The sequence below is a fragment of the Pseudomonas sp. BNK-7 genome (genome assembly GCF_048072025.1).
Lineage (GTDB): Bacteria > Pseudomonadota > Gammaproteobacteria > Pseudomonadales > Pseudomonadaceae > Aquipseudomonas > Aquipseudomonas danubii.
This window is the reverse complement of the sequence record NZ_CP182252.1, coordinates 6,201,632-6,213,368: the sequence shown is the minus strand read 5'-3', so window position 1 is coordinate 6,213,368 and position 11,737 is coordinate 6,201,632. Positions and strand designations below refer to the sequence as shown.

The following is an 11,737-nucleotide window of genomic DNA, read 5'->3' as shown; positions in this document are numbered from 1 at the left end:
GCGAAACGCGCGCCCTGTGTAGATACCGATGCCTATAACAAACAGATTCGTGGAGCCTCGCTGATGAAATCCTATGAAGTCAATTTTGACGGTCTAGTGGGGCCGACCCATAACTACGGCGGTTTGTCCTACGGCAACGTCGCCTCCCAGAGCAACAGCCAGCAGGGCTCCAATCCCAAGGAAGCGGCGCTGCAGGGCCTGGCGAAAATGAAAGCGCTGATGGAAATGGGCTTCCAGCAAGGCGTGCTCGCCCCGCAGGAGCGGCCTGATGTTGCGGCCTTGCGCAAACTGGGTTTTGCCGGGACTGATGCGCAAGTCATCCAGCAAGCGGCCCAGCAGGCGATGCCCTTGCTGGTCGCCAGTTGCTCGGCATCGAGCATGTGGGTGGCCAACGCCGCCACCGTCAGCCCGAGTGCCGACACCGCCGATGGCCGCGTGCATTTCACCGCCGCCAACTTGAACTGCAAATACCACCGCAGCATCGAGCATCCGACCACCAGCCGCGTGCTGGGGGCGATGTTCGCCGACCAGAAACACTTTGCCCATCACGCCGCGTTGCCGGCGGTGGCGCAGTTCGGTGATGAAGGCGCGGCCAACCACACCCGCTTCTGCCGTGATTACGGCCAGGCCGGTGTCGAGTTCTTCGTTTTCGGTCGCAGCGCGTTCGACAACCGCTACCCGGCACCGCAGAAGTACCCGGCACGTCAGACCCTGGAAGCCTCGCAAGCCGTGGCGCGTCTGCATGGCCTGAGCGAGGAGGGTGTGGTCTATGCCCAGCAGAATCCCTCGGTGATCGACCAGGGCGTGTTCCACAACGACGTGATCGCCGTGGGCAATGGCGAGGTGCTGTTCTATCACGAGGACGCCTTCCTCGAGACCGAGAAGATACTCGCTGAACTGCAGGGCAAACTGGGCAAGCGCGGCGGCAACTTCCAGTCGATTTGTGTGCCGCGCTCGCAGGTGACGGTGGAAGATGCCGTGCGCTCCTACCTGTTCAACAGCCAACTGCTGTCCCGTGCCGATGGTTCGATGCTGCTGATCGTGCCGGAAGAATGCCGCAGCAACGAGCGGGTCTGGCAGTACCTGCAAAGCCTCACCAGCTCGGGTGGCCTGATCCGCGAAGTGAAGGTTTTCGATCTCAAGCAGAGCATGCAGAACGGCGGTGGCCCCGCTTGTCTGCGTCTGCGAGTGGCGCTGAATGAAACCGAGCTGGCGGCAGTCAATCCTGGGGTTATCATGACCGCGCCGTTGTACGACACCCTGACCCAGTGGGTCGGCAAGCACTACCGCGACCGCCTCAGTGAAAGTGATCTGGCGGACCCGCAGCTGTTGCTTGAATGCCGGACGGCACTGGATGAACTGACGCAAATCCTTAAACTGGGCGCGGTTTATCCCTTCCAGATCAATTGAAAGCCCGCGCCCGGCGATCCCGGGCGCGCCGCTTCACCCCAGATGAGAACGACCCCCATGAGCGATACCCTGCAACTGATCCTTGAAGACACCGACGGCACCCAACTGCAAACCTCCTGCACCCGCTTCGCGGTGCTGTGGCAGGGCAAGGAAGTGTGGATCCAGCAGGACGGCCGTGGCCAATTGCTGATCGGCGTGGACGTGGAAGAGGGCGATGCCGAATACGCCAGCCTGTTGCTGCGTCCGCTGGCAACCAACCTGGTCAGCCTGCAACTGGAAATGGAACCGGCCGACGCTGGTGAAGATGATCACGTGCATGGCCCTGACTGCGGTCACGCTCACTAAGGAAGCCGCTTTATGCTCGCCCTCGGCAAACTGCTTGAACTGACCCTCGCCGGCCGTGAACCGGCAGAGAAGACTCAACTGACTGTCGACGGCGTGCGCATGCGCTGGCTGAGCGAGGGCGCCCTGGAAGTACGGCCGCCTGAAGCTCGGGATAACGGTCTGGACCTGTTGCTGTCCGCCGGTATCCACGGCAACGAGACAGCCCCCATCGAGCTGCTCGACCGTTTGTTGCATGACATTGCCCGGGGCGATTTGAAGCCCAGGGCGCGCATTCTGTTCCTGTTCGGCAACCCCGAGGCCATGCGCCGTGGCGAGCGATTCGTCGAGCAGGACGTCAATCGGCTGTTCAACGGTCGGCATGAATTGAGCAGTGGTTTCGAAGCCCTGCGGGCTTGCGAGCTGGAACGTCTGGCGGCGAGCTTCTTCAACCTGCCGGGGCGTGAACGCTTGCACTACGATCTGCACACGGCGATCCGTGGCTCGAAGATCGAGCAGTTTGCCCTCTATCCGTGGAAGGATGGGCGTCAGCATTCGCGCCGTGAACTGGCGCGCCTGCGGGCGGGGGGTATGGAGGCGGTGCTGCTGCAGAACAAGCCTTCCATTGTCTTCAGCGCCTACACCTACGATCAACTGGGTGCCGAGTCCTTCACCCTGGAGTTGGGCAAGGCACGGCCGTTCGGGCAGAACCAGGGGGTCAATGTCGAGCGCCTGGAAACCCGTCTCAAGCACATCATCGAAGGCACCGAGCCAGAGCCCGAACAGGACACCCTCGATGGCTTGAAACTGTTCAGCGTGGCGCGGGAAATCATCAAGCACAGCGACAGCTTCCACCTGCATTTGCCGGCGGACGTCGAGAACTTTTCCGAGTTGGAAGTGGGTTACCTGCTGGCCGAGGATATCGCCCAGACCCGTTGGGTCATCGAGGAAGAGGGCGCGCGGATCATTTTTCCCAATCCCAAGGTCAAGAACGGCCTGCGTGCGGGGATTCTGATTGTGCCGGCATCGGCTGACGGCCTGGCCTGAAGGAGCGTTCGCCGGCAAGCCGAGCCCCCACAGGAGCCAGCTTGCCGGCGATATCGCTAACGTTTAAACCGCTACCGCACGCTGCTCGTTACGGCGCAGGGCGCGAACTTTCTGCAGGGTATCGGCGCAGGTCTTTGCCGCTTCCTGGCCCTTGTGCACGAAGTGCTCGAAGAAGAACTTCTGATGCTCTTCGCCTGCGTGGAAGTGATGCGGGGTCAGCACCACGGAGAATACCGGCACTTCGGTTTCCAACTGCACCTGCATCAGGCCGCTGATCACCGACTGGGCGACGAACTCATGGCGGTAGATGCCGCCGTCCACCACCAGCCCCGCAGCGACGATCCCGGTGTAGCGACCGGACTTGGCCAGCAGTTTGGCGTGCAGAGGAATCTCGAAGGCGCCGCCGACTTCGAAGAAGTCGATATCGCTTTCCTGATAACCCTGGGCGAGCATTTCCGCGACGAAACCCTGGCGGCTCTGATCGACGATTTCCTTGTGCCAGCAGGCCTGGATAAAGGCGATACGCTCGTTGGGGTGGTGTTTGCTTTTGCTATCGATTGCGGTGGGTTGCATCTGTTCTGACTCCTGTTTGTATGAAAAACAGGGCGTATATGAATCGAATGGGATTTAAGGGGGCGCGCAGAACGGCCGTGGATTTCCCACGAGCTGCCCGGCAGCGGCCCTTTGGCGCCAATCCCGTTCTCTCTTCATCCGGACTATGACCGTCGGCCCCGGAATCACACCGGGTCTGCTGACCTTGTTGGCACCTGTGGACTTGCCACGGGCATCGCCAAGCGCTCGCGGGCTATGCACATTGCGCGCAATTACCGCCGGTGGGGAATTACACCCCGCCCTGAGAACGATTGCCCGCGAGTTTTTCGCGGGCGGTGAGTTTTTAACACAGATTTGGCGGGGAAGCATTGTGCCTTTTGGATAATGTTCATCAGATTTTTCACCCTGTGGCACAAGGTTTTCTACAGTTGCTGCTTGATTAATCGGCCGTGGGGCCGCAGTAATTCGTTTCGAAAGGGAATTCCCCCTGTTCAGCGCGGACCTTGCGGTCCCCCGTAGTTGGAGCCAGATGTGATGAGCGTGATCGATCTTCGTAGTGACACCGTGACCCAGCCGACTCCCGGCATGCTCGAGGCCATGGCTTGCGCCCGTACCGGAGACGATGTCTACGGCGAAGACCCGACGGTCAATCAGTTGGAGGCGGAACTGGCACAACGCCTGGGATTTGCCGCGGCCCTGTTTGTACCTTCCGGCACCATGAGCAATCTGCTGGCCTTGATGGCCCACTGCGAGCGAGGCGATGAGTACATCGTCGGCCAGCAGGCCCACACCTATAAATATGAAGGAGGTGGTGCCGCGGTGCTGGGATCGATCCAGCCTCAGCCGCTGGAGCTACAGGCCGACGGTTCCCTGGACCTGGATCAGGTGGCGGCCGCGATCAAGCCTGATGACTTTCATTTTGCCCGCACACGCTTGCTGGCCCTGGAAAACACCATGCAGGGCAAGGTGCTGCCCCTGGCTTACCTGGCCCAGGCCCGGGCCTTTACCCGTGAGCGGGGGCTGGCCCTGCACCTGGATGGTGCGCGCTTGTATAACGCGGCGGTGAAGCTGGGGGTGGATGCCCGGGTGATCACCGAACACTTCGATTCGGTATCGGTGTGCCTGTCCAAGGGACTCGGTGCGCCAGTGGGCTCGGTGTTGTGCGGCTCCCGTGAACTGATCGGCAAGGCGCGGCGCCTGCGCAAGATGGTCGGTGGTGGCATGCGCCAGGCCGGTGGGCTGGCGGCAGCGGGGCTGTATGCCCTGGAGCATCAGGTACAGCGTCTGGCGGATGACCATGCCAATGCGCAACTGCTGGCCCAGGGGCTGAGCCAGGCGGGCTTCAGTGTCGAGCCGGTGCAGACCAATATGGTGTATGTGCAGATGGGGGATAGGGCCGAAGCCCTCAAGGCGTTCGCCGCCGAGCGAGGGATCAGCCTCAGTGCCGCGTCACGGCTGCGTCTGGTGACCCATTTGGATGTCAGTTCCGGGCAAATCGAACAAGTGGTGCGCACTTTTGCCGAGTTTTCCCGTAACTGACAGTGTTCTCCGTCCAATTGACTGTTTGTATCGTACAAACACGCTGTACCAAGTGATTAACGCCGATATAATGCGGCCCTTTGCCGTCGTTTCGTCTGTTGACGTTGCGCACAGGCCTTTGGCCGCAGTCTCCGTGGAAGAACCTAATGAAAAGCGCAGAAATCCGTGAAGCCTTCCTCCGCTTCTTCGAAGAGCAAGGCCACACCCGTGTAGCCTCCAGCTCCTTGATCCCAGGCAACGACCCCACCCTGCTGTTCACCAACGCGGGGATGAACCAATTCAAGGATTGCTTCCTGGGCCAGGAAAAGCGCGCTTATACCCGCGCTGTGAGCAGCCAGAAGTGCGTCCGCGCCGGCGGCAAGCACAACGACCTGGAAAACGTCGGTTATACCGCTCGTCACCACACCTTCTTCGAAATGCTGGGCAACTTCAGCTTCGGCGACTACTTCAAGCGTGACGCCATCACGTTCGCCTGGACCTTCCTGACCTCCGACAAGTGGCTGAACCTGCCGAAGGAAAAGCTCTGGGTCACGGTTTACGCCAGCGACGATGAGGCTTACGACATCTGGACCAACGAGGTCGGGGTGCCGGCCGAGCGCATGGTGCGCATCGGTGACAACAAGGGCGCGCCCTACGCTTCCGACAACTTCTGGACCATGGGCGATACTGGCCCTTGCGGCCCTTGCACCGAGATTTTCTACGATCACGGCGCCGATATCTGGGGCGGCCCACCCGGTTCGCCTGAAGAGGACGGTGACCGTTACATCGAAATCTGGAACAACGTGTTCATGCAGTTCAACCGCACCGCCGATGGCGTGCTGCACCCCCTGCCAGCACCGTCGGTGGACACCGGCATGGGCCTGGAGCGGATCAGCGCGGTGCTGCAGCATGTGCATTCGAACTATGAAATCGACCTGTTCCAGAGCCTGCTGGACGCAGCGGCCAAGGCCATCGGTTGCACCAACGATGCCCAGGCTTCGCTTAAAGTCGTGGCTGACCACATCCGTTCCTGTGGCTTCCTGATTGCCGATGGCGTACTGCCATCCAACGAAGGCCGTGGCTACGTACTGCGCCGGATCATTCGTCGCGCTTGCCGTCACGGCAACAAGCTGGGGGCCAAGGGCAGCTTCTTCTACCTGATCGTCGCGGCCCTGGTGGCCGAAATGGGCGAAGCCTTCCCAGAGCTGAAATCCCAGCAGGCGCATATCGAACGTGTGCTGAAAGCTGAAGAAGAGCAGTTCGCCAAGACCCTGGAGCAGGGTCTGAAGATCCTCGAGCAGGACCTGGCGGCACTCGAAGGCTCGGTAGTGCCGGGCGACGTGGTGTTCAAGCTCTACGACACCTACGGTTTCCCCATGGACCTGACCGGTGACATCGCCCGTGAGCGCAGCCTGACCCTCGATGAGGAAGGTTTCGAGCGCGAGATGGAAGCCCAGCGGGTACGTGCCCGTTCCGCCAGTTCCTTCGGCATGGACTACAACAGCCTGGTCAAGGTCGATGTGGCCACCGAGTTCACCGGCTATCACGCCACCAGCGGTTCGGCCAAAGTGGTCGCTCTCTATAAAGAAGGGCAATCGGTCGACGTACTGAATGAAGGCGAAGAGGGGGTTGTGGTTCTCGACCAGACTCCGTTCTACGCCGAGTCCGGCGGACAGATCGGTGACTGCGGTTACCTGCAGGCCGGCAATGCGCGCTTTGATGTGCGCGACACCACCAAGACCGGCGGTGCGTTCCTGCACCACGGCGTACTCGCGTCGGGCAGTCTGATCGTGGGGGCTGCAGTCGATGCTCAGGTCGACGCCGACGTGCGTCACGCCACTTCGCTGAACCATTCGGCCACCCACTTGCTGCACGCCGCACTGCGCCAGGTACTGGGCGAGCACGTACAGCAGAAAGGCTCTCTGGTGGACAGTCAGCGCCTGCGTTTCGACTTCAGCCACTTTGAAGCGATCAAGCCTGAGCAGATCAAGGCGCTGGAGGACATCGTAAACGCCGAGATTCGCAAGAACACTGCGGTGGAAACCGAAGAAACCGACATCGACACCGCCAAGAAGAAGGGCGCTATGGCGCTGTTCGGCGAGAAGTACGGCGACAGCGTGCGCGTACTGAGCATGGGCGGTGATTTCTCGGTGGAGCTGTGCGGTGGCATTCACGCCAACCGTACCGGCGACATCGGCTTGCTGAAGATCACCAGCGAAGGCGGCGTGGCTTCCGGTGTGCGGCGTATTGAAGCGGTCACCGGTGCTGCGGCCCTGGCGTACCTGAACGCTGCGGAAGAACAACTCAAGGAAGCGGCGACCCTGGTCAAGGGCAGTCGCGACAACCTGATCGACAAGCTGTCGGCGGTGCTGGAGCGCAATCGTCTGCTGGAGAAGCAGCTCGAGCAGTTGCAGGCCAAGGCTGCCAGCGCTGCGGGTGACGATCTGTCCGCCCAGGCGGCAGACGTCAAGGGCGTGAAAGTGTTGGCTGCGCGTCTTGATGGCCAGGACGGCAAGGCGCTGTTGGCGCTAGTGGATCAGTTGAAAAACAAACTCGGTCGCGCAGTGATCCTGCTCGGCAGTGTCTATGAGGAAAAGGTCGTACTGGTTGCAGGTGTAACCAAGGACCTGACTGGCCAACTCAAAGCCGGTGATTTGATGAAGCAAGCCGCTGCGGCAGTGGGCGGGAAGGGTGGTGGTCGTCCAGACATGGCTCAAGGCGGTGGTGTTGATGCTGCTGCGCTGGATGCGGCACTGGCCCTGACCGTGCCATTTGTCGAACAGGGTATTTAAGGCGCCGAGCCGGGCCCGTCGTCTAGTGGCGGGTCCATGCGCTGTGCAGTTTGATTGATTAACGGGCGCCCCTTTACGGGCTGAGGCGGCTTAGAAAATGGCTTTGATCGTACAGAAATTTGGAGGCACTTCGGTCGGCTCTGTCGAGCGGATCGAGCAGGTCGCCGACAAGGTGAAGAAGTTCCGCGAAGCCGGCGATGACCTGGTGATTGTGCTGTCGGCGATGAGTGGCGAAACCAACCGCCTGATCGATCTGGCCAAGCAGATCAGTGGCGAAGCTAAACCGGTTCCCCGTGAGCTGGATGTGATCGTCTCCACCGGCGAGCAAGTGACCATTGCGTTGCTGGCCATGGCGTTGATCAAGCGTGGTATTCCTGCGGTGTCCTACACCGGCAACCAGGTACGTATTCTTACCGATAGTGCTCACAATAAAGCGCGAATCCTGCAGATCGATGATCAGAAGATTCGTGGTGATCTGAAGGCCGGCCGTGTGGTTGTGGTTGCCGGTTTCCAGGGCGTTGACGAGCACGGCAACATCACCACGCTGGGCCGTGGCGGCTCCGACACTACTGGTGTGGCGCTGGCAGCGGCCCTGAAGGCTGATGAGTGTCAGATCTATACCGACGTAGATGGCGTCTATACCACTGATCCACGTGTGGTACCCAAGGCTCAGCGTCTGGACAAGATCACCTTCGAAGAAATGCTGGAAATGGCCAGCCTCGGTTCCAAGGTGCTGCAGATCCGCGCGGTCGAGTTTGCTGGCAAGTACAACGTTCCGCTGCGCGTGTTGCACAGCTTTCAGGAGGGTCCGGGCACCCTCATTACTATTGATGAAGAGGAATCCATGGAACAGCCGATCATTTCCGGCATCGCCTTTAACCGCGATGAAGCCAAGCTGACTATCCGTGGCGTGCCAGACAATCCTGGCGTGGCCTTCAAGATTCTCGGCCCGATCAGTGCGGCGAACATTGAAGTCGACATGATCGTGCAGAACGTCTCGCACGATAACACCACCGACTTCACCTTCACCGTGCACCGCAATGACTACCTGGCGGCCCAGACTGTGCTGGAAAACACCGCTCGTGAGATCGGTGCCCGTGAAGTGGTCGGTGATACCAATATTGCCAAGGTCTCGATCGTGGGTGTCGGCATGCGCTCCCACGCGGGTGTGGCCAGCCGCATGTTTGAAGCCCTGGCCAAGGAAAGCATCAACATCCAGATGATCTCCACTTCCGAAATCAAGGTTTCGGTAGTGATCGAAGAGAAGTACCTGGAACTGGCAGTGCGTGCGCTGCACACCGCGTTTGAGCTTGACGCTCCAGCCCGCCAGGGCGAGTGATAAGTGTTTGAAAGGGGCGCGGTCTGACCGCGCCCTTTGTGTTTTTGATCGGCACGGGAGAAAACTGTTCTTTTGCCCGTGCTAGTCAATACTTAGGCGTGTAGGACTGCAGCCGACCAGGTTGTAGGCCGACACCCTTTTTTTTGCAGACTGTAGTCCCTGAAAATGTAATGCGTGAGGAGATAGGTATGCTGATTCTGACTCGTCGGTGCGCAGAAAGCCTGATCATTGGTGATGGCGAGATCACTGTGACCGTGCTCGGCGTCAAAGGTAATCAAGTGCGTATTGGTGTCAACGCCCCCAAAGAAGTGGCGGTTCACCGTGAGGAAATTTACCTGCGGATAAAGAAAGAGAAGGACGAAGAACCAAGCCATTAATTTTTATCGTTTTTTTTGTTTGCAAACGGGGAGAAAGCTGGTTAATATACGCCCCGTGTTGCGGAGAGCTGGCCGAGTGGCCGAAGGCGCTCCCCTGCTAAGGGAGTACACCTCAAAAGGGTGTCGGGGGTTCGAATCCCCCGTTCTCCGCCATTATTTGTTTAGTACGTTGTAATCTGGCTTTTTCTGTAAGTTGTTGAAATTACTAGAAAAAGTGCTTTACAAAAAGATTTAACGGCCTATAATGCGCGGCAACAAATGCACTCGTAGCTCAGCTGGATAGAGTACTCGGCTACGAACCGAGCGGTCACAGGTTCGAATCCTGTCGAGTGCACCATTTAAGAGTTAGTTGCAGTAATGTAGTTAACTTGGTTTCAACCAGTTGTGGTCTGGTCTAAAAACACAAAATGCACTCGTAGCTCAGCTGGATAGAGTACTCGGCTACGAACCGAGCGGTCACAGGTTCGAATCCTGTCGAGTGCACCATACATCAGAAAGCCCGCATCGAAAGATGCGGGCTTTTTGCTTTCTGCGTTTTATTTGTCGCTCTTTTGCTCGTCCGGCTGGAACAGCTCTGATCTTCGGAAGTCGAATGCCCTGTCTGTCGCCGAACTTTTTTCTCTGCGTGTGTGTTTTCTTTTTCTGCCGGGGCGTCGCAATCTCATAGATTCGGACGCTACTCAGGTTTATGCCGCAAGCGCTTGTTCTTGCCGCGATTTTTTAACATTTAAAACTGCCAAGCGGTGTATCATTGCGCCCGTCAGCCCCGCCGGGGCTTGTGGAATACCTCCATGGACTTACCCAGTAGTTACTCAGTATCCCGTTTTCACAATCATGAACTGACTGATTGATCCTTCCGGCGTGCTCCTCTGCTGGGAGTGGAGTTCGCCTATGACCGAAGTAGAAGTAAAGAAAACGCAGGAAAGCCTGCAAGACCGCCTCGCTCAAGTCGTTGAGCTGCTGCAGCGCCAGCGGGTGGTTGAAGACCTGACACACCGTCAGGAAGGTCACCATCACGATCGGGTCGAGAACCTGGTCCATCGGCAAAATCTCGTCGAATTGCAGCGCAAGCTTGATGATCTGCACTCTGCCGACGTTGCCTATATCCTTGAAGCCCTGCCTCTGGAAGAGCGCCTGACTGTCTGGCAGTTGGTCAAGGCTGAGCGTGACGGCGACATTCTTCTCGAAGTATCCGACTCCGTGCGTGAAACCCTGATCGCCGACATGGACGATCACGAGCTCCTGGCTGCAGCCAAGGAGATGGACGCCGACGAACTTGCTGACTTGGCTCCCGAGCTGCCGCGAGACGTAGTCCATGAGTTGATGGAGGCCCTTGACGGCCAGCAGCGTGAACGCGTTCGCTCCGCGTTGTCCTATGACGAGGAGCAGGTCGGTGCGCTGATGGACTTCGAGATGGTGACGATTCGAGAGGACGTCAGTCTTGAAGTGGTTTTGCGCTACCTGCGTCGTCTCAAGGAACTGCCGGGCCATACCGACAAGCTGTTTGTGGTGGATTACGACGGCGTGCTCAAGGGGGTGCTGCCGATCAAGCGCCTACTGGTCAATGATCCGGACAAGCAGGTCGCGGAAGTCATGGCCAGCGACCCGGTGAGCTTTCATCCGGATGAAGATGCCTACGATGCGGCTCAGGCATTTGAGCGTTATGACTTGATCTCGGCTCCGGTGGTCGACAAGAACGACAAGCTGATTGGTCGTTTGACCATTGACGAAATGGTCGACCTGATTCGTGAAGAAAGCGAGACCGAAGTCCTCAATATGGCCGGTCTGCGGGAAGAGGAGGATATCTTCGCCTCGGTCTGGAAGTCTTTGCGCAACCGTTGGGCCTGGCTGGCAATCAATCTGATCACGGCGTTTGTCGCATCCCGAGTGATTGGTCTGTTCGAAGGTTCTATCGAAAAGTTGGTAGCACTGGCGGCCTTGATGCCGATTGTTGCCGGTATCGGCGGCAATTCGGGTAATCAGACCATCACCATGATTGTCAGGGCCATGGCCCTGGACCAGGTGAGTACCGGCAATACTTCACGCTTGATGCGCAAGGAACTGGCTGTAGCCCTGATCAATGGTCTGGTCTGGGGGGGAGTGATCGGTGTTGTTGCTTACATGCTTTACGGGAGTTGGTCGTTGGGAGTGGTGATGACCGCCGCGATGACCTTGAACCTGCTGTTGGCAGCCCTGATGGGGGTCCTGATCCCCATGACACTGGCGCGCTTGGGGCGTGACCCGGCAATGGGCGCCAGCGTAATGATTACTGCCATGACCGACAGCGGCGGCTTCTTCATCTTCCTTGGTTTGGCGACGATCTTCCTGCTCTGAGACAGCCTTGCACATCGGTTTATTCGCGAAGCGCCTTTATGGCGCTT

9 protein-coding genes, 3 tRNA genes and 1 riboswitch are annotated in these 11,737 nt (G+C 58.8%); of the genes, 11 read left to right on the top strand and 1 reads right to left on the bottom strand.

All coding sequences use genetic code 11. From position 1 onward, the window contains the following. Positions 1-63 precede the first annotated feature (63 nt). Genes astB through astE form a run of 3 tightly spaced genes read left to right on the top strand, consistent with a single transcriptional unit; the run spans position 64 to position 2,778 of the window. Positions 64-1,410, top strand: a complete 1,347-nt coding sequence (gene astB / locus ACMGF8_RS27955; RefSeq protein ID WP_416757943.1) for an N-succinylarginine dihydrolase — start codon at positions 64-66, stop codon at positions 1,408-1,410. A gap of 57 nt (positions 1,411-1,467) precedes the next feature. Next, positions 1,468-1,755 (top strand): topoisomerase II, encoded by a 288-nt coding sequence (locus ACMGF8_RS27950; RefSeq protein ID WP_102860686.1) that lies wholly within the window; start codon positions 1,468-1,470, stop codon positions 1,753-1,755. A gap of 12 nt (positions 1,756-1,767) precedes the next feature. Further along, the gene (astE, locus tag ACMGF8_RS27945; RefSeq protein ID WP_416757941.1) at positions 1,768-2,778 is read left to right on the top strand and encodes a succinylglutamate desuccinylase; all 1,011 of its coding nucleotides are present in this window, start codon (positions 1,768-1,770) and stop codon (positions 2,776-2,778) included. A gap of 63 nt (positions 2,779-2,841) precedes the next feature. On the opposite strand, the gene ACMGF8_RS27940 is transcribed toward astE, so the two are convergent. Continuing rightward, positions 2,842-3,351, bottom strand: coding sequence for a 6,7-dimethyl-8-ribityllumazine synthase (locus tag ACMGF8_RS27940; RefSeq protein ID WP_102860688.1), 510 nt, complete (start codon positions 3,349-3,351; stop codon positions 2,842-2,844). A gap of 121 nt (positions 3,352-3,472) precedes the next feature. Beyond that, positions 3,473-3,643: riboswitch (FMN riboswitch) on the bottom strand. A gap of 221 nt (positions 3,644-3,864) precedes the next feature. Here ACMGF8_RS27940 and ltaE point away from each other — a divergent pair. The 8 genes from ltaE (at position 3,865) to mgtE (ending at position 11,690) form a co-directional block, all read left to right on the top strand. Beyond that, on the top strand, positions 3,865-4,869 hold the full coding sequence (ltaE, locus tag ACMGF8_RS27935; RefSeq protein ID WP_102860689.1) for a low-specificity L-threonine aldolase: 1,005 nt from the start codon (positions 3,865-3,867) through the stop codon (positions 4,867-4,869). A 146-nt stretch (positions 4,870-5,015) separates the two neighbouring features. Continuing rightward, positions 5,016-7,640 (top strand): alanine--tRNA ligase, encoded by a 2,625-nt coding sequence (alaS, locus tag ACMGF8_RS27930; RefSeq protein WP_416757939.1) that lies wholly within the window; start codon positions 5,016-5,018, stop codon positions 7,638-7,640. Positions 7,641-7,737: 97 nt separating this feature from the next. Next, positions 7,738-8,979: an aspartate kinase gene (locus ACMGF8_RS27925; protein ID WP_102860691.1), complete on the top strand. Its 1,242-nt coding sequence runs from the start codon at positions 7,738-7,740 to the stop codon at positions 8,977-8,979. A 188-nt stretch (positions 8,980-9,167) separates the two neighbouring features. Further along, positions 9,168-9,356 (top strand): carbon storage regulator CsrA, encoded by a 189-nt coding sequence (gene csrA, locus ACMGF8_RS27920; protein ID WP_002554426.1) that lies wholly within the window; start codon positions 9,168-9,170, stop codon positions 9,354-9,356. A 62-nt stretch (positions 9,357-9,418) separates the two neighbouring features. After that, positions 9,419-9,509, top strand: a tRNA-Ser gene (locus ACMGF8_RS27915). A 107-nt stretch (positions 9,510-9,616) separates the two neighbouring features. Next, positions 9,617-9,693, top strand: a tRNA-Arg gene (locus tag ACMGF8_RS27910). A gap of 72 nt (positions 9,694-9,765) precedes the next feature. Further along, positions 9,766-9,842 (top strand) — tRNA-Arg (locus tag ACMGF8_RS27905). Positions 9,843-10,247: 405 nt separating this feature from the next. After that, positions 10,248-11,690, top strand: coding sequence for a magnesium transporter (gene mgtE, locus ACMGF8_RS27900; RefSeq protein WP_102860692.1), 1,443 nt, complete (start codon positions 10,248-10,250; stop codon positions 11,688-11,690). Positions 11,691-11,737: the final 47 nt, after the last annotated feature.